At 53.8% G+C, this 24,153-nt stretch carries 20 protein-coding genes; 11 read left to right on the forward strand and 9 right to left on the reverse strand.

What is annotated here, in order from left to right; all coding sequences use genetic code 11:
* Window positions 1–75 precede the first annotated feature (75 nt).
* Together csgI and mgsA are read left to right on the forward strand one after the other, a co-directional pair.
* A complete protein-coding gene (csgI, locus tag ACREYP_RS14975) occupies window positions 76–723 on the forward strand; it encodes a DUF2057 domain-containing protein (protein ID WP_498880962.1) in 648 nt (215 codons plus the stop codon).
* A 99-nt stretch (window positions 724–822) separates the two neighbouring features.
* Entirely contained in the window at window positions 823–1,281 is a 459-nt protein-coding gene (gene mgsA / locus ACREYP_RS14980; RefSeq protein ID WP_008461260.1) for a methylglyoxal synthase, read from the forward strand.
* Here the strand turns inward: mgsA and helD are convergent, their stop codons facing one another.
* Entirely contained in the window at window positions 1,282–3,336 is a 2,055-nt protein-coding gene (gene helD, locus ACREYP_RS14985) for a DNA helicase IV (RefSeq protein ID WP_336817832.1), read from the reverse strand. It lies immediately after the preceding gene.
* Window positions 3,337–3,466: 130 nt separating this feature from the next.
* Between helD and ACREYP_RS14990 the strand changes: the two genes are divergently transcribed.
* Both ACREYP_RS14990 and yccS read left to right on the forward strand, forming a co-directional pair.
* Window positions 3,467–3,913: a YccF domain-containing protein gene (locus ACREYP_RS14990; RefSeq protein WP_008461256.1), complete on the forward strand. Its 447-nt coding sequence runs from the start codon at window positions 3,467–3,469 to the stop codon at window positions 3,911–3,913.
* A gap of 12 nt (window positions 3,914–3,925) precedes the next feature.
* Window positions 3,926–6,064: a YccS family putative transporter gene (yccS, locus tag ACREYP_RS14995; protein ID WP_336817906.1), complete on the forward strand. Its 2,139-nt coding sequence runs from the start codon at window positions 3,926–3,928 to the stop codon at window positions 6,062–6,064.
* 2 nt (window positions 6,065–6,066) lie between these two features.
* Here the strand turns inward: yccS and ACREYP_RS15000 are convergent, their stop codons facing one another.
* Window positions 6,067–6,678: a TfoX/Sxy family DNA transformation protein gene (locus tag ACREYP_RS15000; RefSeq protein ID WP_498880963.1), complete on the reverse strand. Its 612-nt coding sequence runs from the start codon at window positions 6,676–6,678 to the stop codon at window positions 6,067–6,069.
* A 217-nt stretch (window positions 6,679–6,895) separates the two neighbouring features.
* Between ACREYP_RS15000 and sulA the strand changes: the two genes are divergently transcribed.
* Together sulA and ompA are read left to right on the forward strand one after the other, a co-directional pair.
* Window positions 6,896–7,405, forward strand: coding sequence for an SOS-induced cell division inhibitor SulA (gene sulA / locus ACREYP_RS15005; RefSeq protein ID WP_008461253.1), 510 nt, complete (start codon window positions 6,896–6,898; stop codon window positions 7,403–7,405).
* Window positions 7,406–7,762: 357 nt separating this feature from the next.
* Window positions 7,763–8,818: a porin OmpA gene (ompA, locus tag ACREYP_RS15010; protein ID WP_008461252.1), complete on the forward strand. Its 1,056-nt coding sequence runs from the start codon at window positions 7,763–7,765 to the stop codon at window positions 8,816–8,818.
* Window positions 8,819–8,909: 91 nt separating this feature from the next.
* Here the strand turns inward: ompA and matP are convergent, their stop codons facing one another.
* Window positions 8,910–9,362 (reverse strand): macrodomain Ter protein MatP, encoded by a 453-nt coding sequence (matP, locus tag ACREYP_RS15015; RefSeq protein ID WP_008461251.1) that lies wholly within the window; start codon window positions 9,360–9,362, stop codon window positions 8,910–8,912.
* 176 nt (window positions 9,363–9,538) lie between these two features.
* On the opposite strand from matP, the gene ACREYP_RS15020 reads away from it, so the two are divergent.
* The 5 genes from ACREYP_RS15020 (at window position 9,539) to ACREYP_RS15040 (ending at window position 16,122) form a co-directional block, all read left to right on the forward strand.
* On the forward strand, window positions 9,539–11,293 hold the full coding sequence (locus ACREYP_RS15020) for an AAA family ATPase (RefSeq protein WP_336817834.1): 1,755 nt from the start codon (window positions 9,539–9,541) through the stop codon (window positions 11,291–11,293).
* Between the two features lie 68 nt (window positions 11,294–11,361).
* Window positions 11,362–11,880 (forward strand): bifunctional 3-hydroxydecanoyl-ACP dehydratase/trans-2-decenoyl-ACP isomerase, encoded by a 519-nt coding sequence (gene fabA, locus ACREYP_RS15025; RefSeq protein WP_008461248.1) that lies wholly within the window; start codon window positions 11,362–11,364, stop codon window positions 11,878–11,880.
* A 232-nt stretch (window positions 11,881–12,112) separates the two neighbouring features.
* Complete coding sequence (locus ACREYP_RS15030; RefSeq protein WP_336817835.1) at window positions 12,113–13,201, forward strand: ABC transporter substrate-binding protein; 1,089 nt, start codon at window positions 12,113–12,115, stop codon at window positions 13,199–13,201.
* A gap of 88 nt (window positions 13,202–13,289) precedes the next feature.
* The gene (locus tag ACREYP_RS15035; RefSeq protein WP_008461246.1) at window positions 13,290–15,059 is read left to right on the forward strand and encodes an ABC transporter permease; all 1,770 of its coding nucleotides are present in this window, start codon (window positions 13,290–13,292) and stop codon (window positions 15,057–15,059) included.
* Window positions 15,052–16,122 (forward strand): ABC transporter ATP-binding protein, encoded by a 1,071-nt coding sequence (locus tag ACREYP_RS15040; RefSeq protein ID WP_312744035.1) that lies wholly within the window; start codon window positions 15,052–15,054, stop codon window positions 16,120–16,122. Before ACREYP_RS15035 ends, ACREYP_RS15040 begins: the two co-directional genes overlap by 8 nt.
* Before the next feature lie 71 nt (window positions 16,123–16,193).
* Here the strand turns inward: ACREYP_RS15040 and rmf are convergent, their stop codons facing one another.
* From rmf to rlmKL, 6 genes are all read right to left on the reverse strand, one after another.
* The gene (gene rmf, locus ACREYP_RS15045) at window positions 16,194–16,361 is read right to left on the reverse strand and encodes a ribosome modulation factor (RefSeq protein WP_008461244.1); all 168 of its coding nucleotides are present in this window, start codon (window positions 16,359–16,361) and stop codon (window positions 16,194–16,196) included.
* A 259-nt stretch (window positions 16,362–16,620) separates the two neighbouring features.
* Window positions 16,621–17,187, reverse strand: a complete 567-nt coding sequence (gene pqiC / locus ACREYP_RS15050) for a membrane integrity-associated transporter subunit PqiC (RefSeq protein WP_008461243.1) — start codon at window positions 17,185–17,187, stop codon at window positions 16,621–16,623.
* On the reverse strand, window positions 17,184–18,824 hold the full coding sequence (gene pqiB / locus ACREYP_RS15055; protein WP_008461242.1) for an intermembrane transport protein PqiB: 1,641 nt from the start codon (window positions 18,822–18,824) through the stop codon (window positions 17,184–17,186). Before pqiB ends, pqiC begins: the two co-directional genes overlap by 4 nt.
* On the reverse strand, window positions 18,814–20,082 hold the full coding sequence (pqiA, locus tag ACREYP_RS15060) for a membrane integrity-associated transporter subunit PqiA (protein ID WP_008461241.1): 1,269 nt from the start codon (window positions 20,080–20,082) through the stop codon (window positions 18,814–18,816). Before pqiA ends, pqiB begins: the two co-directional genes overlap by 11 nt.
* Before the next feature lie 16 nt (window positions 20,083–20,098).
* Complete coding sequence (locus ACREYP_RS15065) at window positions 20,099–22,006, reverse strand: ABC transporter ATP-binding protein (protein WP_336817836.1); 1,908 nt, start codon at window positions 22,004–22,006, stop codon at window positions 20,099–20,101.
* Window positions 22,007–22,011: 5 nt separating this feature from the next.
* Window positions 22,012–24,135 (reverse strand): bifunctional 23S rRNA (guanine(2069)-N(7))-methyltransferase RlmK/23S rRNA (guanine(2445)-N(2))-methyltransferase RlmL, encoded by a 2,124-nt coding sequence (gene rlmKL, locus ACREYP_RS15070; RefSeq protein WP_336817837.1) that lies wholly within the window; start codon window positions 24,133–24,135, stop codon window positions 22,012–22,014.
* Window positions 24,136–24,153 lie beyond the last annotated feature (18 nt).

Consider the following 24,153-nt stretch of genomic DNA (forward strand, 5'->3'; position numbering starts at 1 on the left):
TGTCTATATGTTAATAAACAGGTCTCAGGAAAAACTTTGAAATATCCACTCAGCATGTTCACCAGGGAGAGTGAAATGAGAGCAGGTCTGCCACTTGCAGGGCTAATATTGATGCTGCCAACCCTGGTATGGGGAACCACGCTGCGCCTTTCCGCCGATGTGGATTTACTGGTTCTGGATGGTAAAAGAGTTTCCAGCTCGCTCCTTAAAGGGGCGGACAGCATTGAAATAGATAATGGGCCACATCAGTTGGTTCTGCGCGTTGAAAAAAAAATAAACAACGCACGCAGCCGGTCTTCTGGGGTTTCCCCCCCGACGGTGATCAGTTTTGACACCAAAGAGATAGATCAGGTCAATATTGTTCTACCGCTAAAAGATCCCAATCATTCTGGAGCCGCCTTTCAAATTAAGCTGCAGGACGGACAGGGGCATTCCATTCCCATCCGAACCGATATTTTGGAGATCAAACCCGATCCAACCGGAACGGATTATGAAGAAGAGACACAGCGCTATAACAAATCAGAAAAAAAAGCGTCAATGCCCGGATTCGCAAACCGCATGGCCAACGAAGGTATTCTGCACTTTGCCCAGGCTAATCCAGATCTTCCACCGGCGCAGTCTGAAGTGCTAACAGAGCAACGGCTGAGATACTGGTTCAGTCAGGCCGATAATCCGACACGGGCGCGTTTTCTACGCTGGGCAAATGAGACCCACAACCCATAGCAATGCCTCGAGATGCCTCGCTTTTTTGACGTTCTGCTCTTGCAGCCCCGGGCGCTTTTAGTAATCTGTTAGCAGCCTAAAACTACCCAGGAAAAGAGAATGGAACTAACAACCCGCACCCTTGCGGTAAAAAAACATATCGCACTGGTTGCCCACGATCACTGTAAGGACGCGCTTTTGAAGTGGGTACAGCGCCACAAAGCAACGCTTGCCAACCACACTCTCTATGCCACCGGGACAACGGGTAATTTAATTCAGCGAGCAACAGGGCTTGAAGTCAACGCCATGCTCAGTGGCCCAATGGGGGGCGACCAACAGGTAGGCGCGTTAATTTCCGAAGGTAAAATTGATGTCCTGATTTTCTTCTGGGACCCGCTCAATGCCGTTCCTCACGATCCCGACGTTAAGGCCCTGCTGCGCCTGGCGACCGTCTGGAATATCCCGGTCGCCACCAACCTTTCTACCGCAGACTTTATTATTCACTCTCCGGGCTTCAATGAGAGCGTGGATATTCTTATTCCGGATTACCAACGCTATCTGAATGAACGCCTGAAATAATCACGGGCGATTAGCCGCGGGCACACCCAGCCGCTTAAGTGCCTCAACAAAGACAGAAGGTTCCTGCTTGTTGAACATAAGCCAGACCCGATGACGTGCTCGCGTCAGCGCGACATAAAGTAAACGCCGCTCCTCTGCGTCCGGGAAATCCTCCGGCTGTGGCAGGAGCGCCTGCTCCATGATTGACTCCCGCGCGGGTGCCGGAAAACCTTCTTTTCCTTCCTGCAAACCAAGAATGATCACATAGTCCGCCTGCTGCCCTTTGCTGGCGTGGATAGTCATAAAATCGATGTTGAGCTTAGGCCATCGCGTGGAGGCTTTTTCCAGACTTTCCGGACGCAAATAGTGATACCGCGCGAGCACCAAAATTCGCTGTTCGGGCAAGGCGTACCCACTAAGCTTGTCCAGCAAATCATCGAGCCTGTCATCGGCAAGCAGAGTTACCGCTTTTTTGTCCCCTTTAGAGAGGCTATTGAGCGGCTTACGCAGTTGATACGGATTTTGCTGTACAAAACCGTTAGCAATCTCGCCGATTCGGTCGTTAAAACGATACGTAGTATCCAGAGCGCAGCTGTCACCCTCCCCAAAATGGTGGCTAAATGCAGTGGTGAGCGTCATTTCTGCTCCGCTAAATCGATAGATTGCCTGCCAGTCATCTCCCACGGCATAAAGCGAAGTATGGGAATTCTGCCGTCTTAAAGCAGCCAGTAAGGCGGCCCGCTGGGGGGAAATGTCCTGAAACTCGTCGACAAGGATATGCTTCCACGGGCTGATAAAACGCCCCTTTTCGAGCACATTAATTGCCTGATGAATCAGCCCGGAGAAATCTACCGCCTCTTCGGCTTTCAGGGCGGCTTTCCAGCTTTTTAACAATGGCGCCATCAGCTTAATACGTTTAGTGAAGAGTTCTCTGACCTCTTCTGGCGCGCTGTCTATCATTTCAGCCTGTGAACCTCCGTGCATCCGCATCAGGCCGAGCCAGCGGTCGAGCCGGCTGGCAAGCCGCTTCGCCAGGCGTTTGTCCTGCCAGTATTCACCTTCTGGAACATCCCACTCAAGCTCTTCGCTAAGCCATTGCCGCCAGCCTTTGGCCATCGCCTTCTTTTCCCGGCATTGCTGCTGCCAGCTGTCGATCAGCAACTGATGGCGAGCCGCTGTGTCGCTCTCAAGTTCACTGACTCGAGGGGCTTTTTTGCTCCCCTGTTGAATAATGTGTAGCGCCAGTGAATGGAAAGTTCTGGCAGAAATCGCTTCGGTATTAAGGCGGCTGGCTATACGCTCATCCATTTCCTGCGCGGCCTGACGGCCAAAGGCTAACAGCAGGATTTGCTCCTCTGTTGCTTCAGCGCGCTGTAACAACCATCCGGCACGCGCCACAAGAACGGAGGTTTTGCCGCTACCGGCCCCAGCCAGCACCAGGAGCGAATCTTCTCCATTCACCACGGCCCTGGCCTGAGACGGATTCAGCGGCGAACTTTCAACCTGCTCAAAGAAAGCGGCATATTTTTCCAGCATCCGTTCGGTATAAGCGCTATTACGCTGGTGTCGGCGCTCTTCACCCTGTTCAAGCCAGGCTTTACATATGGCCCACGCTTCCCGGCAATTTTCGAACTCACCAAGTCGGGCATGCGGTAGCGGGAGGGCTGAAATAGCTGCGCGGAGGTTATCCTGTAACGCCTGCATATCACTTCTCCGGAACCACACCTCCTTGCGAGTGCGCTGCGCAATCTCCTCTCGCTGAGCGGTTAATACTTCGGCGGCAACTTCACTCATCTCCGTGCTCCAGTTGAGCCAGAGCGAACTCAGATGATGGAAAAAGCGCTGGGTCTCCGCCCATTCGGTACCGTGCAGGCGAACCACTTTGTCATCTGGAAGAACGAATTCAAGCTCTCCCCAAACCAGGCCACGCTTACAGTTAATCGCGATTAACTGATTGAATGGAATAAGATATTCGTGGCGATCGCCTTTAACCTCAACGCCGGCAGGCAGCAGTTTGACCCGGTTATAAGGGTGTTGAGCCAAATGCTTGCCAAGAGAAGTTGCTTTGAGTTCCATTACGTTGCCCGATCCAATGTAAGAGTTATGGCTCAAGTTTAACTGCCGATGGAATGACGCTCCAGAGTAAAAACGCGTTATAATTTCTGCGGTTAATCACTCTTTATTTTTCTGTCAGGGAAGCGTCACTATGCGTACCGTACTTAATGTTCTGAACTTCGTGCTGGGTGGCTTCTTGACCACCCTCTCCTGGCTATTTGCCACGCTGGTGAGTATTGTGCTGATTTTCACCCTGCCACTGACTCGCTCCTGCTGGGAAATCACCAAGCTTTCCTTTGTGCCCTACGGCAATGAAGCCATTCATGTGGATGAGCTTAATCCACAGGGTAAAAATACGCTGCTAAATACGGGGGGGACCCTGTTGAATGTTCTCTGGCTGATCTTCTTCGGCTGGTGGCTGTGCATTATGCATATCATGGCGGGCATCGCGCAGTGTATTACCGTAATTGGGATCCCTGTAGGAATTGCGAACTTCAAGATTGCTGCCATTGCGTTATGGCCCGTTGGTCGCCGGGTTGTTCCAGTCGAAGTGGCAAGAGCAGCACGCGAATCCAATGCACGTCGCCGTTTCCAGTAAGGAGCCGTTGTGCTGACCCTAAGCCCACTGGTACGTCGTTACACCTGGAACAGCGCCTGGCTTTACAACTTGCGCATATTTATTGCCCTTGCAGGCACTGCGGCACTGCCGTGGTGGCTCGGTGAAGTCAAGCTGACGATCCCCCTCACGCTTGGCGTTGTGGCTGCCGCCCTGGCCGATCTCGACGACCGGGTAAGTGGTAGGCTACGAAATTTACTGATCACTTTAGTCAGCTTTTTCATTGCTTCAGCGTCTGTTGAGCTGCTGTTTCCCTGGCCGTGGCTGTTTGCCGTGGGCTTAACGGTCTCCACCAGCGGATTTATCCTCCTTGGAGGGCTGGGCCAACGCTATGCCACCATTGCCTTTGGTGCATTACTGATTGCTATCTACACGATGCTCGGTATTTCCCTCTACGAGCACTGGTATCAGCAACCACTGTTCCTTTTAGCCGGCGCCGTCTGGTATAACCTCCTGACCTTAGCAGGCCATTTAATTTTCCCGATTCGGCCCCTGCAGGACAACCTGGCACGCTGTTATGAAAGCCTCGCTAGCTTTCTGGAAATTAAAGCCGCACTGTTTGATCCTGATATCGAAGAAGAAAGCCAGGCTCCAATGCTCCAGTTGGCCATGGCTAACAGCCAGTTAGTCACCACGCTAAACCAGACGAAAAGCTCATTACTGACTCGCCTCCGCGGCGATCGGGGGCAGAGAGGGACTCGTCGAACACTTCACTATTATTTCGTAGCCCAGGATATTCACGAGCGGGCGAGCTCGTCTCATATTCAGTACCAGGCCTTACGCGATAAGTTTCGCTATAGCGACGTGATGTTCCGCTTTCAGCGTCTGCTAACGATGCAATCTCATGCCTGCCAGCAGCTCTCTCGATCAATCCTGCTGCGAGTCCCTTATCAGCACGACCCACGGTTTGAACGCGCATTTACCCATCTGGACTCCGCTCTGGACCGAATTCGTGCCAGCCATGCAACCACGTCTGAGATAAAAGCGTTAGGCTTTCTGATTACAAACTTGAGGGCAATTGATGCGCAACTGGCAAACATTGAATCAGAACAGGCGATTGCTGAGCCGCAGAACGATCCCGAGAATCGTCTGGCCGACGACAAGCTGACCGGCTTCGATGATATCTGGCAGCGGCTGAAGCTTAACCTCACGCCTGAATCCGCACTCTTTCGTCACGCGGTGCGGATGTCCCTGGTGCTTTGTGTGGGCTATGCGTTTATTCAGTTTACGGGTTTGCAGCATGGTTACTGGATACTTCTGACCAGCTTGTTTGTCTGCCAGCCCAACTACAGTGCAACCCGGCGACGCTTAGCCCTGCGTATCATCGGCACACTGGTTGGGGTGGCCGTTGGCCTGCCTTTACTTTGGCTTGTCCCGTCTCTCGAAGGCCAGTTGATACTGATCGTCATTACTGGCGTGCTGTTCTTCGCTTTCCGCAATGTGCAATACGCCCACGCCACCATGTTTATTACTCTGCTGGTATTACTGTGTTTTAATCTGCTAGGAGAAGGTTTTGAAGTCGCTCTCCCGCGCGTGATTGATACCCTCTTAGGCTGCGCAATAGCCTGGGCGGCGGTGAGTTTCATCTGGCCTGACTGGCAATTCCGCCGGCTTTCACGGGTCGTTGAACGTGCGTTCAACGCCAATTGTCGCTATCTGGATGCGATTCTTGAGCAGTACCATCAGGGACGTGATAACCGCCTGGAATATCGCATTGCCCGGCGGGATGCCCATAACAGAGACGCCGAGCTGGCCTCCGTGGTTTCAAATATGTCTTCCGAGCCTCGAGTCTCCGCTGAGATGCGTGAAGCGGCGTTCCGTCTGCTTTGCCTGAACCACTCGTTTAACAGCTATATCTCTGCATTAGGTGCGCACAGGGAAAAACTCAACCACGGCGATACGTTAATGTTGCTTGATGACGCCGTCTGCTACGTTGATGACGCACTGCATCACTTGCCTGTCGATGAAGGACGCGTTCAGGCTGCTCTGACAGGGCTCTCCGCCCGCATCTCGCAGCTTGAGACTCGGGCAGACACAAAAGAACCCCTGGTGTTGCAACAAATTGGGTTATTAATTGCGCTTCTGCCAGAGATCTCTCGTCTTCAGCAACAAATCTCTCAGTGCTCAGAATAAGGCTAGCGCCGCTGCTCATAGCGGCGCCACCAGTCCGTCAATTCTTTGCGAACATCAGCAGGCAGTACAGCCTCATGAACACCACGAATAGCGCCTGCAAGCGCGAGCAGTACTTTAATACCTACCGTTTTCCGGGTACTGCGTAATTTTAGCCATGACCGTTTTGCCCCAAAGAGTTGAAGCGTTTGTGGATCATTAATGCCCACCTCACGAAGCATAACTTCAATATTCAGGGAAAGATTGGGGAGATCCTTAAGGCGGCGAGAACGTATCTTAATTTGTGTCTTCTCCCGTTGGGCGCTTCGTAAAGCCAGGGAAGAGAGCTGGACGAGTTTATCGGGATTTTCCCAAAGCTCTTCATCGACACGATAGTAATTCAGTGCGACTGGGAGCCCCCGTTTACTGTACATCAGCGGTGGGGCCGATTTTTGGATGAAATATTCCGCGCACTGTTCACAAGCTCGCAGGTAAAGCTCACCTTCCGCCACCATAGCAAAAACCACACCGTCGACGGTCAGACTATAGCCGCCAAATAACGGTCTGTAGCCGATTTTACCCAGTGACGAAAGATATTTCCGTGATTTATGAATTCTAAGAAATGTCACCTTTTTCATAATATGTCCTTATATATCAACTGGTAAATAGCTTCTTTAGTTACTCATCCTCTTAATCCCTGAAAATAAGTAAGGTTAAAGCTAATGGCAACGACAATTTCATCGGTGTCGCTTTTGCGTACGGAAAATGCGAGACACTTTCCGAAATTCCGGTTGATCTTTGTTCGCACAGACATTACTGTATATGTATACAGTAACCCATTAGGCGGGACTCACTATGCACTCACATAACGCTCAAACTCACTTTCGTCATGTTGCAGTTACTGCGCACACCCCGGCGCAGTCTCTCTCTGATAACAGCGTACAGGGGTTAATCAGTGAAGTGGTCTACAGCGAAGAGAGCCCATGGGTTACGCAGTTTATTCTGCTACCTTTATTACAGCAGTTGGGACAACAATCCCGCTGGCAGCTATGGCTAACGCCGCAGCAAAAACTCAGCCGTACATGGCTGCAGGCGGCTGGGCTGCCGCTGGCAAAAGTGATGCAGGCAAATCAGTTAGATCCTCTCTGCACCGTTGATGCCATGGTGAAAGCTTTGCAGACGGGAAATTACAGCGTAGTCATCGGCTGGCTTACGGAAGAATTAACAGATGAAGAACATTTACGGCTAACAATAGCAGCCGAAGCTGGCAATGCGATGGGCTTTATTATGCGTCCAACCAGCACAGGAACATCCGGTTCAAGACCACGAAATGGCCTAAAAATTCATTCTAGTTTGTATCATTAAGTAAATTTAGGAGAAATCCTGGAATTTTTTACGTATGCCATATAATCCGCTGTCATGATTCAAAAAGTCCCGTCATATGGCGGTTTGACGGGGTTTATTGGATAGGTGCGCCGCTCAAAAAATAGTCCATTCTGTAAAAAAATATGTATGCAAGTCGTTTTTTTTCATATGCCTGACGGACTTCACACTTGTAACTTTCCAACTACGTTGTAGACTTTACCTCGCCAGGGTTGCTCTTCATAACACCGATATATCGGTAGAGTAACAATTGAGCGTAAACCCGGGCGAAGGATTTAACCCTGGGCTTTAAATTGGTTTAGAGCTCATGGCCTTTTGGATGATAATGAGGCGCAAAAAATGAAAAAGACAGCTATCGCGATTGCAGTGGCACTGGCTGGCTTCGCTACCGTAGCGCAGGCCGCACCGAAAGATAACACCTGGTATGCAGGTGGTAAACTGGGCTGGTCTCAGTTCCACGATACCGGCTGGTATAACAAGGACCTGCAAAACAACGGTAACACCCACGAAAGCCAGCTGGGCGCTGGTGCCTTCGGTGGTTATCAGGTTAACCCGTACGTTGGTTTTGAAATGGGTTACGACTGGCTTGGCCGTATGCCTTACAAAGGCAGCGTAACTAGCGGTGCCTTCAAAGCTCAGGGCGTACAGCTGACCACTAAACTGGGTTACCCAATCACTGACGACCTGGACATCTACACCCGTCTGGGCGGCATGGTATGGCGTGCAGACTCTACAAACACCATCGCTGGTAAAAACCACGACACCGGTGTTTCCCCAGTATTCGCTGGTGGTGTTGAGTGGGCAGTTACCCGTGACATCGCTACCCGTCTGGAATACCAGTGGGTTAACAACATCGGTGATGCACAGACCGTTGGCGTTCGTCCTGACAACGGCATGCTGAGCGTAGGTGTTTCCTACCGCTTTGGCCAGCAGGAAGAAGCTGCACCAGTTGTAGCTCCGGCTCCAGCTCCAGCTCCTGAAGTACAGACCAAACACTTCACTCTGAAGTCTGACGTCCTGTTCAACTTCAACAAAGCAACCCTGAAACCAGAAGGTCAGCAGGCACTGGATCAGCTGTACACCCAGCTGAGCAACCTGGATCCTAAAGATGGTTCCGTTGTTGTTCTGGGCTACACCGACCGTATCGGTTCCGAGCAGTACAACCTGAAACTGTCTGAAAAACGTGCACAGAGCGTTGTTGATTACCTGATCTCTAAAGGTATCCCAGCGAACAAAATCTCTCCACGTGGCATGGGCAAAGCTAACCCAGTTACCGGCAACACCTGTGACAAAGTAGCGCCTAAAGCTAAACTGATCGACTGCCTGGCTCCAGATCGTCGCGTTGAGATCGAAGTTAAAGGTATCAAAGAAGTTGTAACTCAGCCTGCGGCATAAGTTACCCTTCCTTGAACAAAAACCCCGCCATGGCGGGGTTTTTTATTGTCTGAGACTTCGCGATGGCGAGGTCGTGCACGCTTTCAGTGCTTTATTTTTTACCGAGCATAGCCTGCAGATCCTGCTTAAGCGTCGACATCTTGCTTTCCACCTTCTCTTTGCGCTCCGCATCTTCAATCAGCTGAACAACCGTTTCCGAAAGCGTATTGCCGCGACGTTGAGCAAGCCCGGCCAGACGTTGCCAGACAAGATATTCCAGATCGATGGATTTCTTGCGGGTATGCTGGTGCTCAGCGTTAAAATGCCTTTTACGCCGTGCACGAATCGTTTGCTTCATGCGGTTATGCAGCGCCGGGTTCATATGCTGATCAATCCAGCTCTGAACCAGAACCGGCACATTCTCCAGCGTCAGGAGCTGCTCTACCGCCTCTTGGGCTGCGCTGGCCTCAATGTATCGCGTGATCAATTCCCCTTCGCGATGCTTCTTAACCAGATACTTCCACTTCCAGCCGCTCTCGAGATTTTCCAACTGTTGATATTTCATTGTGATCTCAGTGTGACCGTGTAACTTAGTTCAGAATAACAGTTTTTCCGCCATTCGCTGAACTGAAAATCAAAGCTGTGAGAGGGATAAAACTGTGTTACTGCTTTATCCGTGTGCTACCCGAGCGATTCTTGTATAATCGCGCCTTTGACATCTCATTAAAAAATATAGCGACTTTGACGACTAATCGACTTGACTGGCGTGCCCTGGTGCCTGATACCGAAAACTATCAGGAAATTTTTGCACAGCCTTATGATACCGACTCCGCCCCTCTTTCTGCGGTTCAACCTCGTTTAGTTTACGGGATTGAGCAACTCAACCTTTCCGTTTCTTCCGTCGATCTAATGCTGATAAAAGCCCCGGAAGAACAAGAGTATCTGGATCTTATCGCCGCGGCCGTTGAAGCATCCCATGATGAAGCCGAAGAAATCATCGGCGGACATTATCTCATTGAAGGTAATCGGGTCACCCTGCGCCCGGCCGGGAACGCTGACGATAACTTTGCGTCCAGCGGAGAAGTTATTGCCGCTGACTGGGTTGAACCGGAGCAACTGTTCGGCTGCGTGCGGCAGTTTGCGGGCGAGGTGTCGTTGGAGCCCGGCCTGATCCATCGCGTGAACGGCGGCGTCCTGGTGCTGTCGATGCGTAGCGTCCTTGCCCAGCCGCTGCTGTGGCTACGCCTGAAACAAATCATGACTCAGGGGCGTTTCGACTGGATTTCACCTGACGAAACTCGTCCGCTGCCGGTAAAAATTCCGTCATTAGCGTTGGATTTCAAACTGGTCCTGGTTGGCGAGCGCGACTCGCTGGCCGATTTCCAAGAAATGGAGATGGATCTGGCTGCAGCCGCTATCTACAGTGAATTTGAAGACAATCTGCAAATTGCTTCTGCCGATGAAATGGCGCTTTGGTGTCAGTGGATCTATGCCATCGCCGCTGAGAAGTCATTGCCAACACCTGCAGCCGATGCCTGGCAACCGCTGATTCGTGAGGCCGTCCGCTACACGGGCGATCAGGAAATGCTGCCACTCTGCCCTTCCTGGATTTCACGCCAGCTGCGTGAAGTCGCGCCGTTTACCGAAGCAGACAGCTTTAACGCCGAACAACTCCAACAAATGCTCGAACAGCGTGAATGGCGCGAAGGTTTCCTGGCCGAGCGCATGCAGGATGAAATCCTGATGGAGCAAATCCTGATTGAAACCGAAGGCGAAATGATCGGCCAGATTAACGCGCTGTCGGTCATTGAATTCCCGGGTCATCCACGGGCGTTTGGTGAACCTTCCCGTATCAGTTGCGTGGTTCACGTCGGTGATGGGGAGTTTACGGACGTAGAGCGCAAGGCAGAACTCGGCGGTAACATTCACGCCAAAGGGATGATGATCATGCAGGCATTTCTGATGTCAGAGCTGCAGCTTGACCAGCAAATCCCGTTTTCGGCGTCCCTTACCTTCGAGCAATCCTACAGCGAAGTTGACGGCGACAGCGCCTCCATGGCTGAGCTTTGCGCCCTGATAAGTGCCCTGGCTAACGTCCCTATTTATCAGCACATTGCGATCACCGGCTCTGTGGATCAGTTCGGCCGTGTACAGCCCGTTGGCGGGCTGAATGAAAAAGTGGAAGGTTTCTTCCGCATTTGTCAGCAGCGTGAGTTTAGCGGTGCCCAGGGTGTTATTATTCCTCTGGCGAACGTACGTCACCTGTCGCTGCATAAAGATGTACTGGAGGCCGTCGAGCAAAATAAATTCTCGATTTGGGCAATTGACGACGTGGCTGATGCCCTGCCGTTATTGACCAATCTCCCGTGGGATGGCGAAGGGCAAAACACCCTGATGCGTGCGGTGCAGGAGCGTATTGCTCAGGCCTCGGCGCCGGATGTTCGCCAGCGCTTTCCGTGGCCGCTACGCTGGCTCAACTGGTTCAACCACAACTGATCGGACTTGTTGAGCGTACACGTGTTAGCTAACCTGCGTGCTTCATTATAAAAAGGCTTACTGTAGACATGGTAGATAAACGCGAATCCTATACGAAAGAAGATCTTCTTGCCTCAGGGCGTGGCGAACTGTTTGGGGCTGAAGGCCCGCAGCTGCCTGCACCTTCCATGCTGATGATGGACCGCGTAGTCAAGATGACCGAGGACGGCGGTAACTTTGATAAAGGTTACGTGGAAGCCGAGCTGGATATTAACCCTGACCTGTGGTTCTTTGGTTGCCACTTTATTGGTGACCCGGTGATGCCTGGCTGTCTGGGGCTTGATGCCATGTGGCAGTTGGTTGGTTTCTACCTCGGCTGGCTCGGTGGCGAAGGCAAAGGCCGCGCGCTGGGCGTGGGCGAAGTGAAATTTACCGGTCAGGTTCTTCCTACCGCGAAGAAAGTTACCTACCGCATTCACTTCAAACGCGTTGTGAATCGCCGCCTGATCATGGGCCTGGCTGACGGTGAAGTACTGGTTGATGGCCGTGTGATCTACACCGCAACCGACCTGAAAGTGGGTCTTTTCAAAGACACGTCTGCTTTCTAATACCGTTTCATCTGGCTTTACCTCGAAAGCATCCATTGTTCGCAGTGGGTGCTTTTTTGTTTCTATCGCCCGCCTGAATGATGCTTTCTTGCCGTGGTTTTTATGGCGTTAATTGCTTAAACAACGTTCGAAATCACAAATTGTGAAGATAAAAAACGCCCCCTCTTGCCTGGAAAACGTTATGCGTTATGTTGATTTTTAGTTTCTCAAATGTAACTAGAGGTTAACAATAATGTCGAATAAGTTACGTATATCTTGCCTTGCTTCTGCCGTGCTGCTCTCTACCTCTGCATTTTCTGCTGTGCCTCAGGGCTATCCGGCGGATTATCAAAAAATCATCGATGCCGCGACCAAAGAAGGCAAAGTGGTGCTCTACTCCACCACCGACACCAAAACCGCGGCCCCGCTTATTCAGGGCTTTGAGGCCGCATATCCGGGCATCAAAGTAGAATATAACGACATGAACAGCACCGAGCTGTACAACCGTTATATCAGCGAACAGGCCGCCGGCGGTACCAGCGGTGACGTGGTCTGGAGTTCTTCCATGGACACGGCATTAAAGCTCGCCACCGACTATGCCCAGGAATACAAATCCCCGGAGCAAGGCCAGTTGCCGAAGTGGGCAGTCTGGAAAGACAAGGCCTACGGTACCACCTATGAGCCGGTCATTTTTATCTATAACAAACGCCTGATCCCGGCCAATGAAGTGCCTGACAGCCATGCAGCGTTGGCCAAACTTATCGCCAGCCAGCCCGAAAAATTCAGCAAAAAAGTCACCACTTACGATATTGAAAAATCCGGTCTCGGTTTTATGCTTTCGGTACAGGATCACAAGGCCGATCCAAATTACTTCCAAACGCTCGCCGATGTAGCCAAAGGCGGCCTTTCGGTTCAGTCCTCAACCGGCACCATGATGGAGCGAGTCTCCTCGGGTGAAAACCTGATTGGCTTCAACATTCTGGGCTCTTACGCCGAAGCCCGTGCCAAAACGGACACCTCCCTCGGTATCGCTTATCCGAAGGACTACACCCTGGTGCTGTCACGCGTCTCCTTTATCAGCAATGAAGCGAAAAACAGCAACGCGGCGAAGCTGTGGATTGACTACGTGCTGTCTGAAAAAGGGCAAAACATCCTCGCTAATCAGGCGGATATTCCTTCCATCCGCAATGATATCGACGGTAACAACGACATCGACGGCATGACCAAAAAACTCGGCAACGCCCTGAAGCCGATTCCGGTGGATGAAACCCTGCTGGAATACCTGCAGCAGAAAAAACGCCTGGACTACATCAAGCAGTGGCGCGAAGCCGCCGCGAAATAATCCTTTGATGAGGCGTGCCGTCCGGCTGCGCCTCGCTTAACCCGAACACATTAGGCTATTCAGGCTAACTGACCTGAGGGATCGTTACATGGATGCATTACGCAGAAAGTGGCAAAGCCTGCCGCGCGGCATTGTGGTGCTGATAACTGCGCTGGTTATCTATATTCCGCTGTCGTTTATCGTTATACAGAGTTTTCTCTCGGCCCCCTTCTTCTCCCCGTCGAAGGAGTGGAGCCTCGAATCTTTTGAATTTATCTTCACCGACTCAGATTTTTACCTGGCGCTGAAGAGCGGCTTTATTCTGGCCTTTGGCCTGGTGGTGATTGCCATCCCGCTGGGCGGCATTCTGGCTTTCCTGATGGTGCGTACTGACCTGCCGGGCAGACGCATCATCGAGCCGCTGATTCTGGTGCCTATTTTTGTGTCGCCGATGGTATTGGGATTTGGCTATGTGGTGGCCGCAGGCCCGGTTGGCTTCTTCTCCCTGTGGGCGCAGTCGCTGCTTGGTTTCGTGCCGTGGAATATCTACGACATGTCGAGCATCGTGGTGATCGCAGGCCTGACGCATGTGCCCCACGCCTATCTTTACATCTCCTCGGCTCTGCGCAGCGTAGGTTCCGACGTAGAGGAAGCGGCTCGCACCGCAGGTGCAACGCCGCTTCAGGTGATGACAGCCGTCAGCCTGCCGATGGTGCGTCCGGCAATGCTATATGCCACCGTGCTGCTGTTCTTCCTCGGGCTGGAAGTTTTCGGTCTGATGCTCGTGCTGGGCGACCCGGAAGGTAACATGGTGCTGGCAACGTATCTCTACAAGCTCACCAATAAGCTCGGGACGCCGTCTTATCATCTGATGGCTGCCGTCGCCGTGGTGCTGATTTGTATCACTATCCCGCTGGTCATGCTGCAGCGCCGACTGATGCGCACGGCAAACCGCTTTGTCACCGTCAAAGGCAAAGCCTCTCAGGCTCGCGCCTTGCCTCTGGGTAAATGGCGCTGGGTCGCAGGCGCCGTCGTGGCGTTCTGGCTGACCGTTACCATCGGGGTGCCGCTGATTGGCGTTATCCTGCGGTCCTTTATCTCCAACTGGGGCGTGGGCGTTTCGCTGTGGGATGAACTGTCGCTCAATACCTTCCGCACTATCTGGGAACAGCCCAACCTGCTGCGGGCCATCGTCAACTCAATGGCGATAGGGGTCATCGGCGGCGCGCTGGCGGTGGTTTGCTACCTGTTTATCGGCATCGCCATGCACAGAAAACCAGACAACGTGACCCGCTTCCTGGACTACAGCGTGCTGGTACCTCGTGCCGTGCCTGGCCTGCTGGCCGGTCTGGCCTTCCTGTGGGTGTTTTTATTCCTGCCGATGTGGCTGGATAACGCGCTGAAGTCCGGCTGGCTTTCCGGTATGCCGTGGTCCCAGTGGCTGCGGGATAACCTTATCGTCTGGCTACGCTCGCTGCGCAGCACAATATTCAGCGTCTGGCTGGCCTATACCGTCGTGTGGATGGCCTATGGCCTGCGCCTTATCTCGTCTACCCTGCTGCAGGTTGGGCCGGAACTGGAAGAGGCCGCCCGCAGCACCGGGGCAAGCCGTGGGCAAATTACCCGCCACGTCACCATCCCGCTGTCGCGCTACGGCCTGATTGGCTCCTGGCTGCTGATGTTCCTGATCTTTGAGCGTGAATATTCTACCGGCGTCTACCTGCTTTCCCCCGGTACGGAAACCATCGGTTCCATGCTGGTTTCGCTGTGGGCCGCGGGCGCCATCGATATTGTCGCCGCACTTTCCTTTATTAATATTCTGTTCGTGGTGTTAGGGCTCGGCATTGCCCTTCGTTTTGGAGTGAAATTACATGATTGAGTTATCGGTCGAGAACCTGCACTTAACCTACGGCGACAACCCCGTGCTGAAAGGCGTTTCCATGGAGCTGAAGCGCGGCGAAGTCGTGTCTTTGCTTGGCCCTTCCGGCAGCGGCAAAACAACGCTGCTGCGCGCCGTCGCCGGGCTGGAAAAACCCACCCAGGGCACAATTGTTATCGGCAAAAGCAACGTTTACGACGGCGCATCCCGCAAAGAGATCCCGGCCGAAGAACGTAATCTTGGCCTGGTCTTCCAGTCTTATGCCCTGTGGCCGCATAAAACCGTCTTTGAAAACGTCGCTTACCCGCTCAAGCTGCGTAAAGTGGCGACGGCGGAAATCAACCAGCGTGTACAGGCCGTTTTGGATCAGTTGGGGCTTGGGCACCTCGGCCAGCGCCACCCTTATCAGCTATCCGGTGGGCAGCAGCAGCGCGTCGCGATTGGCCGGGCGCTGGTTTATAACCCGCCGGTGATTTTACTTGATGAACCGCTTTCCAACCTGGATGCGAAGCTGCGCGAAGAAGCCCGCGTCTTCCTGAGAGAACTGATTATCAAACTAGGGCTGTCGGCGTTAATGGTTACCCACGATCAGAACGAAGCGATGGCCATTTCTGACCGTATTCTGCTGCTGAATAACGGCAAAATTGAGCAACAGGGCACCCCGCAAGAGATGTATGGCTCACCGCAAACGCTGTTCACCGCCGAGTTTATGGGCAGCAATAACCGCCTGAACGGTAAAGTGACTGAGGTTCGCGACGGTAAAGCACGCATTGAGGGCAGCGGCTGGGCGCTCTGGGGCAAAGCTGGGGCTGGCGTCGTGGCCGGGCAGGAAGGGACGGCGGTGATTCGCGTGGAGCGCGTACGGATTGCCGATCTGCCGGGGGAAAACGGCATGACGCTGCCGCTGTTAACCAGCATGTACCTTGGCGATCGCTGGGAATATCTCTTCCGAACCTCTGGAGATGATTTCGTGATTCGCGCCTACGGCAATGATATGCGTGATGCTCAGCCGCATCATCTCCAGTTGCCAGAGCAGCACGTCTGGATTTTCCCTAAACCCTGATCGATGTTACACACGTCCAAAAAGGCGAAACCTCCGCGATGCGGAGGTTTCTTTTTCTAAAGAGACAGTGATTACGCAGTAACCGCCCTGTCTTCCATGGCTTCTCGCCAGCCTCCCATCCAGTAGGACCTCTGATTCAGAGTCTGATATGGACAAATCTCTTTTGAGCGTCCGGCGATACCTGCCTGATAACCACGTTGATGTGCCCGTTCCAGGCGATCTCGTTTTTGTCTCTTCATGCCTCGTTTCCCTCATTACATTGTCTGGTGGAAAAGAAAACAGTGATTACAAAATGTGCAACCACGGATAAGCAATAACGCGAAATTCAGTGAGCGTCAATGCGCAAAATTCACGCCAATGTCACATTTCCGCGATATTATGGTTATCTTTTCGACAAAAACTGAGGCGCGCCTGTCGCTAACCGGTTCAGCAAAAAAGAAAAGCTGCGACCACCCGAAGGTGAAAATCGCAGCTTTTTTGTACCAATCATTTTACCTATCAATTAAGGCGTGTGAGCGCCGAAGCAATACTCTTCGCTTCCTGCTGCCAGCCCTGAGCCAGGGTTTTCACCATGGCATCGTAGCCGTCATCCTGTTGCTTCAGTTCGATATGGAACGGGCGCTTAATAATTTCGCCCTGACGCTTCAGGAGCCACTCTCCGCTGACAATGACCTTGCCATCATAGCGGCCGTGAAAACCGGTCACATTCACGCTGAGCGCATCCTGATCGTGGCCTAGCGGCTGGGAGGCAACCACCCAGCCTGGCAATGCGCTGCTGAGATTACTGACCAGCGCATTGCGCAGCTGCTGGTCAAGCGGGCTGGCCCAAAGATTGCTGGTGGCGATGACATACTGCACATCGGTCGTCTGGTAAACCACCCCTGTGCCGGCGAGGAAATCAGGCACGGTGACCTGATCGACCCACAGTAAGTGGCTTCCAGGCTGGCTCACGGCCTGCATAGCAGGCTGTGAAGTTTGCGGCAGCTGATAGTACGTTTTGCCATTGTCGCTCCCGCTACAGGCGGAAAGCGCTAAGACGGCGGCTAGCGTGAGCCACTTTTTCATGGTTGTGCCCTCTTCGGCTGCGGATCCTTTTTATCCTTCGCTTCAAATATCAGCGAGTTGCTCTTGTCGTTCAGCGTGCGCAATACCGGCTGCAGCTCGCGCAGCACCTGATCAAGACGCTGCATATCCGCCACCATCTTGTTATAGGCCGCCGAGCCCGGCTGGAAGCCCTGCATACTGCGGTTCAGCTCGCGAAGCGTTTTCTGCATATCTTCCGGTAGCTGCTGCATCGACTGACTGGAAGTAATCTTGTTCAGATTGTCCAGCGTCTGCTGCAGGTGGCGCATCGTTTTCTGGCTTTCAGCCAGCGTATTCGTGGCCTGTTCCAGCATCGGGTTAATCGGCAGGTTGTTGATTTTATCCAGCGTCTCCAGCAGTTTTTGCTGAATTTGCGCCAGGCCGCCGCTCACCGTTGGAATAAGCGGGTAGCCCGCGATTTGAGGCAGATCGCCCAGCGCTTTCTCTTTCGGATAGAAATCGAGATCGATAAACAGCGCTCCGGTCACCAGGCTCCCGGTTTTCATCGAGGCACGCAGCCCGCGCTTGATCAATACCTGCAGGTTGGTCGAGATATCCGCGCCATCTTCGAGCATATTTTTCAAGCGTTCTGGCTCGATGCGGATCAGCACCGGAATGCGGAAATCGTCATTCAGGCTTTGGCGCATTTTTTCGTTGAAGAACGGAACCTGTGCCACCGTCCCCAGACGAATGCCGCGGAATTCCACCGGCGCACCTGGCTGCAGACCACGAACAGAATCTTTGAAGAACATCAGGTAATCGATATGGTTGGTATACAGCGAATCCTGAATGCTTTTCTGATCGTCAAACAGCTGGAAGTCAGCACCCGTTTCAACCGGCTTGCCCCACTCCCAGCCTTCAGGCACGTCGAAGCTGACGCCCCCACTAAACAGCGTGGTTAACGACCCCATCTCCACGCGCATCCCCTGGGCAGACATATCCACGGCGATGCCACTGTCTTTCCAGAAACGGACGTTGCTGGTAATCAGCCTGTCGTTTGGCGCCGCAATAAACAGCTGGTAGCTAATCGCTCGCTTATTGGTATCAAAGGTGCTGGTTTCCACCGAGCCTACGCGGTAGCCGCGGAACAGCACCGGATCCCCAGGGGTAAGCTGTCCCGCTTTTTTACTGTCGAGCGTAATGCGAATGCCTTTGGCATCAGGTGGCGCCAGCGGCGGCGCATCCAGCAGAGCATAGTTCTCGGGCTGCTCGCCTTTGGTCCCCGGCTGCAGCTCAATATAGGCGCCGGACAGCAGCGTGCCGAGCCCGGAGATCCCTTCGCGCCCCACCTGCGGTTTTACCACCCAGAACACGGAATCTTTGTGCAGCAGCTTCTCCATCCCGGAATTTAGCCGCGCCTTAATTTCTACATGGTGTAGATCGTCCGTTAGCTGTGCACTCTCCACTACCCCAACGTCTACGCTACGGCTTTTGATGGTGGTTTTACCGCCCTCAATCCCTTCTGCGTTGGCGGTAATCAGGGTCACTTCCGGCCCCTGATGACTGTAGTGATAAAACAGGATCCAGGCGCCAATCAGCGCCGTTACGATGGGAAAGATCCAAACCGGCGACCAGTTTTTTACCTTCTGCACTTTCGCCTCGCCGTGCTTATTTTCCATGTTCGGAAGACTCCTCATCAGTTACATCGTCAGCGCGATCCCATGACAAGCGAGGGTCAAAGGTCATCGCAGCAAACATCGTCAAAATCACTACACAGGCAAACATTAACGCCCCCATAGCCGGGTAGATATTCATCAGCCCGCCCATGCGCACCAGCGCGGAGAGAACGGCAATCACAAATACGTCGATCATCGACCAGCGGCCGACAAACTCAACAACTTCATAAATCAGGTGCATTCGCTCGCTGTCACGCCTGCCGTGCCCTTTTGCATCCCAGCACAGCCAGGCGATGGCGATCATTTTTAGCGTAGGCACCATGATACTGGCGATAAAAATCACCATTGCCACCGGATAAGATCCCTCACTCCAGAGCAGGATCACCCCGGCCAAAATGGTGGAAGGATATTTGCTGCCCAGCATTTCGGTGACCATGATCGGCAAAATGTTTGCCGGCAGATAAAGCATAATGGAGGTGATCAGCAGCGCCAGCGTCCACTGCAGGCTGTGCCTGCGGCGAACGTGGCCGTGTGTCCCGCAGCGTGGGCAGACCAGCGTATCCGCCTCAACGATAGCCGTGCAGCAGGAACAGGAGCGCAGCCCCTGCTTAATCCCCGACACGCCAACTTTTAACGGATGGTGCACTGGCGGCATGGGCGCAATATCATCCCAAAGCCAGCGCCGGTCCACGCACTGGAAGGCTCGAAGCTGCAAAATGCAGAACAGGCACCAGGGAATAAAGCTGCTGCCCACGCCAATGTCCCCATAGGCCATCAGCTTCACGAAGCTAACCAATACCCCGGCGAGGAAGATTTCCGCCATGCCCCAGCTTTTCAACTGAAACAGCACTCGCGCCAGCCAGCGTTTAAGCCCAAAAGGCAATTTTGCCTGGTTGACCAACAGCAGGATGGTTATCAGGCAAAAAGCCGGCACCGCCTGAACAAAAAGCAGAAAGAAGGTGCCGAGGCTGGCGTAATCTTCGGAAAACATCACGCCGGGAATTTGCATCAGCGTGACTTCGCTACTGATCCCGGCCACCTTCATATTGATGAAAGGAAACAGGTTAGCCAGCAGCAGCATAAACAGCCCCGCCAAGGCGTAAGCCGTTGGCCGCTGACGCGGCAAAAACCACTGCGTGACTAACGGAGTGCCACAGCGCGGGCAGGAGGCTTTGTGGCCATCCTGCAGGGCGGGCAGCGCCACCAGCAAATCACATTGTCGACACAAAATATGCGAGCGATGGTGGTGCGTGGCACACATCGTAACTCTCCTTAGATTACGAGCCGTTTTTCAGCGCTTCCAGGTACTCCCAGCGTTCAAATGCTTCTTCCAGAGCCTGTTCCGCCGCGGCCATTTCCGCCAGGACTTTTTGGGTCACATCGTGCGGCTGGTTGAAGAAATCAGCATCGGCGACCTTCGCCTGCAGCGTGCCTAAATCGGCTTCAAGCTGCTCAAGCCGTTGAGGCAACTGCTCTAATTCGCGCTGCAGGTTATAGCTTAGTTTGCTATTGGCACGTTTAACAGGTTCTGCTTTTTGCGATTCGACCTTCTCGGATTTAGCCGCAGCAGCCTGACGCAGCGGCTGAGCGGAACCCTGCTGGCCTTTGGCATCATGGTAGCCACCGACATAGCGACCAATTTTGCCCAGGCCTTCGAAGATCCAGCACTCGGTCACGGTATTGTCGACAAACTGACGATCGTGGCTGACCAGCATCACGGTGCCCTGGTAACCATCAATCAGCTCTTCCAGAAGCTCCAGGGTTTCGACGTCCAGATCGTTGGTTGGTTCATCGAGGATCAGCAGGTTGCTAGGTTTTAAGAACAAACGCGCCAGCAGCAGACGGTTGCGTTCCCCACCGGAAAGCGCACGCACCGGCGTCATCGCGCGTTTGGGATGGAACAGGAAGTCCTGCAGGTAACCCAGCACATGGCGCGGCTTGCCGTTCACCATCACTTCCTGCTTACCTTCCGCCAGGTTATCCATCACGGTACGGTCAGGATCCAGCTCGGCACGGTGCTGATCGAAGTAGGCCACTTCCAGCTTGGTACCGCAGTGTACGCGGCCGCTGTCGGCCTGAAGCTGGCTCAGCATCAGCTTCAGCAGCGTGGTTTTGCCACAGCCGTTCGGCCCTACCAGCGCGATTTTATCGCCACGCAGCACCTGCGCGGAAAAATCACGCACCAGCGTTTTACCGGCAACCTGATAGTTAACGTCTTCCATCTCGAAGACAATTTTGCCTGAGCGACTCGCTTCTTCCACCTGCATCTTCGCGCTGCCCATCACTTCACGACGTTCACCGCGTTCGCGGCGCATCGCTTTCAGGGCACGAACGCGCCCTTCGTTACGGGTGCGACGCGCTTTGATGCCCTGGCGGATCCACACTTCTTCCTGCGCCAGCTTGCGGTCAAACTCGGCGTTCTGTAACTCTTCCACGCGCAGGGCTTCTTCTTTCGCCAGCAGATACTGATCGTAATCGCCAGGGTAAGACACCAGCTTGCCGCGATCGAGATCGACAATGCGGGTGGCCATATTGCGGATAAACGAACGGTCGTGGGAGATAAAGATAATGCTGCCCTGGAACTCTTTCAGGAAGCCTTCCAGCCAGTCGATGGTTTCGATATCGAGGTGGTTAGTCGGTTCGTCCAGCAGCAATACGCGCGGAGAGCTGACCAGCGCACGCCCCAGCGCGGCTTTACGCAGCCAGCCGCCGGACAGCGCAGACAGCTCGGTATCAGCTTCAAGACCAAGCTGCTCCAGCACTTCGTTAATACGGCTATCAAGCTGCCACAGGCCCTGATGATCGAGGATCTCCTGAATGCGAGCCATCTCGTTGAGGTTCTTCTCGCTCGGATCGCTCATTACTTTGTGGGAGATATCATGGTAGGCCTTCAGGTATTCCGCCTGCTCTTCCACCCCTTCCGCTACAAAGTCATACACCGTACCCGCAACGTTACGCGGCGGGTCCTGCTGCAGGCGAGCGACGATCAGATCCTGCTCATAAACCATGCGGCCATCGTCCAGCGGGACTTCGCGGTTGAGGATCTTCATCAGCGTTGATTTGCCCGCGCCGTTACGGCCGACCAGACAGACGCGTTCGTTTTCTTCGATGTGTAATTCGGTGTTATCTAACAGCGGCGCGTCGCTAAACGACAGCCAGGCACCGTGCATACTAATTAATGACATGACTATTAATCCCGGGATTCGTGAGTGACTAACCAGCAGTTATGGATCTGGCGGTTGCGCGCAAAGTCCTGCGACTGCGTTTTTTGTGTAATTTCCTGTGCAACCAGGCCCAGCTCCGCCAGGCCGGCGAAGTCCATTTTGAAGCCACGTTTATTGTTGGAGAACATAATGGTACCGCCGCGACGCAGCAGGCGCTTCAGATCTTTCATCAGCGCAAGGTGGTCACGCTGCACGTCGAAAGAGTCTTCCATACGCTTGGAGTTAGAGAACGTCGGCGGGTCAATAAAGATCAGGTCGAACTGTTCGTCGCTGTCGCGCAGCCAGCCCAGGCAATCCGCCTGCACCAGCCGATGGGCGCGGCCGGTCAAGCCGTTCAGGCGCAGGTTGCGCTCTGCCCATTCAAGATAGGTACGGGACATATCTACCGTAGTAGTGCTTTTCGCCCCACCCAGCCCCGCGTGTACCGTTGCAGTACCGGTATAAGCAAAAAGGTTCAGGAAGTCTTTGCCTTTGCTCATCTGCCCCAGCATGCGGCGGGCAATGCGGTGGTCGAGAAACAGGCCGGTATCCAGATAGTCGGTCAAGTTGACCCACAGGCGAGCGTCATATTCGCTCACTTCCATGAAATCACCCTTTTCACCCATCTTCTGGTACTGGCTTTTCCCTTTCTGACGTTCGCGAGTTTTTAACACCAGCTTGTTCGTCGGCAGCTCAAGCACAGCAAGCGTTGCCGCGATGACGTCAAACAGACGCTGGCGGGCTTTGTTTGGATCGATGGTTTTCGGGGGCGCGTACTCCTGCACCACAACCCAGTCGCCGTAACGGTCAACCGCCACGTTGTAATCAGGCAGATCGCCATCGTACAGGCGATAGCATTCGATGCCTTCCTGACGCGCCCACTTGTCGAGCTTCTTGACGTTTTTACGCAAGCGGTTGGCGTAATCTTCGGCAATCTGGCCGCTGGCCGCGGCAACGCCGGCAGGATTTGCCGCCAGCTGATAGTTTTTCTGTACGCAATCCAACGGGCCGTTTTTGGCTTTAAACTGGCGGTCAGCGCGCAGCTGCAGGCAGCTCAGCAGTTCAGGGGAGGCGCTGAACAGCGACAGATGCCAACCGCCAAACTGGTTTTTCAGGTGGCGACCCAAGAGGCTGTGCAGGGCAATCAGCGCCGGCTCGCTTTCCAGACGTTCGCCGTATGGCGGGTTGCTGATAACCGTCCCCGCCGGGCCTTCCGGCAGCGGATTGACCAGGTTCGCCACATCCTTAACGTCGAAGCTGATCACGTCAGCCAGACCCGCACGGCGGGCGTTGGCACGGGCGCGTTCAATCACGCGACTGTCGTTATCTGAACCATAGAAGCGAGACTGATATTCAGTCAGGCCGCGACGGGCGCGAACCTGGGCTTCGGTTACCACCTCTTTCCAGATATCGGTATCATGCTTCGCCCAGTTCAGGAAGCCCCAATGCTTACGGTGCAGACCCGGCGCACGATCGGTGGCGATCATCGCCCCTTCAATCAGCAAGGTGCCGGAGCCGCACATCGGATCCAACAGCGGCGTGCCATGCTGCCAGCCGGAGCGCATCACGATAGCCGCTGCCAGCGTCTCTTTAATAGGGGCCGCGCCGGTTGCATCGCGGTAGCCGCGCTGGTGCAGGCCTTCGCCGCTGAGATCCAGGGCGATGCTGGCGGTATCTTTATTCAGCCAGACGTTAATGCGCAGATCCGGCTGCTCGCGATCGACATCCGGCCGCGGCAGGTTTTTACGTGTAAAGGAGTCAACGATCGCATCCTTTACCTTCAGCGCCCCGTACTGGCTGTTGCGAATGGTTTCGTTCAGGCCGCTAAAATGCACGGCAAAGGTTGCGCCCGGCCCGAACAGCGCCGGCCAGTCGATCGCCATCACGCCGAGATAAAGATCAAGATCGCTGTAGACTTTACATTCGCTGAGCGGCAGCAAAATGCGCGAAGCCAGGCGGCTCCACATCAGGCTTTGATAGAGTAGACGAGTATCCCCCTGGAAATGTACGCCGCCCTGAACCACCTGGCAGCCCTGGGCCCCCAGGTTTTCTAGTTCAGTTTTTAACAGCTCTTCAAGCCCACGCGCCGTACTGGCAAACAGAGAATTCATATCGTCACTTATCAGGTA

This window comes from Enterobacter sp. TMH.L2 (assembly GCF_050847315.1).
Classification (GTDB): Bacteria; Pseudomonadota; Gammaproteobacteria; order Enterobacterales; family Enterobacteriaceae; genus Cedecea.

Excerpts from the sequence above, each read along its gene's own strand:
- csgI (WP_498880962.1), top strand. The coding sequence starts at position 76 with ATGAGAGCAGGTCTGCCACTTGCAGGGCTAATATTGATGCTGCCAACC.
- mgsA (WP_008461260.1), top strand. The coding sequence starts at position 823 with ATGGAACTAACAACCCGCACCCTTGCGGTAAAAAAACATATCGCACTG.
- helD (WP_336817832.1), bottom strand. The coding sequence starts at position 3,336 with ATGGAACTCAAAGCAACTTCTCTTGGCAAGCATTTGGCTCAACACCCT.
- ACREYP_RS14990 (WP_008461256.1), top strand. The coding sequence starts at position 3,467 with ATGCGTACCGTACTTAATGTTCTGAACTTCGTGCTGGGTGGCTTCTTG.
- ACREYP_RS15000 (WP_498880963.1), bottom strand. The coding sequence starts at position 6,678 with ATGAAAAAGGTGACATTTCTTAGAATTCATAAATCACGGAAATATCTT.
- sulA (WP_008461253.1), top strand. The coding sequence starts at position 6,896 with ATGCACTCACATAACGCTCAAACTCACTTTCGTCATGTTGCAGTTACT.
- ompA (WP_008461252.1), top strand. The coding sequence starts at position 7,763 with ATGAAAAAGACAGCTATCGCGATTGCAGTGGCACTGGCTGGCTTCGCT.
- matP (WP_008461251.1), bottom strand. The coding sequence starts at position 9,362 with ATGAAATATCAACAGTTGGAAAATCTCGAGAGCGGCTGGAAGTGGAAG.
- fabA (WP_008461248.1), top strand. The coding sequence starts at position 11,362 with ATGGTAGATAAACGCGAATCCTATACGAAAGAAGATCTTCTTGCCTCA.
- ACREYP_RS15030 (WP_336817835.1), top strand. The coding sequence starts at position 12,113 with ATGTCGAATAAGTTACGTATATCTTGCCTTGCTTCTGCCGTGCTGCTC.
- ACREYP_RS15035 (WP_008461246.1), top strand. The coding sequence starts at position 13,290 with ATGGATGCATTACGCAGAAAGTGGCAAAGCCTGCCGCGCGGCATTGTG.
- ACREYP_RS15040 (WP_312744035.1), top strand. The coding sequence starts at position 15,052 with ATGATTGAGTTATCGGTCGAGAACCTGCACTTAACCTACGGCGACAAC.
- rmf (WP_008461244.1), bottom strand. The coding sequence starts at position 16,361 with ATGAAGAGACAAAAACGAGATCGCCTGGAACGGGCACATCAACGTGGT.
- pqiC (WP_008461243.1), bottom strand. The coding sequence starts at position 17,187 with ATGAAAAAGTGGCTCACGCTAGCCGCCGTCTTAGCGCTTTCCGCCTGT.
- pqiB (WP_008461242.1), bottom strand. The coding sequence starts at position 18,824 with ATGGAAAATAAGCACGGCGAGGCGAAAGTGCAGAAGGTAAAAAACTGG.
- pqiA (WP_008461241.1), bottom strand. The coding sequence starts at position 20,082 with ATGTGTGCCACGCACCACCATCGCTCGCATATTTTGTGTCGACAATGT.
- ACREYP_RS15065 (WP_336817836.1), bottom strand. The coding sequence starts at position 22,006 with ATGTCATTAATTAGTATGCACGGTGCCTGGCTGTCGTTTAGCGACGCG.
- rlmKL (WP_336817837.1), bottom strand. The coding sequence starts at position 24,135 with ATGAATTCTCTGTTTGCCAGTACGGCGCGTGGGCTTGAAGAGCTGTTA.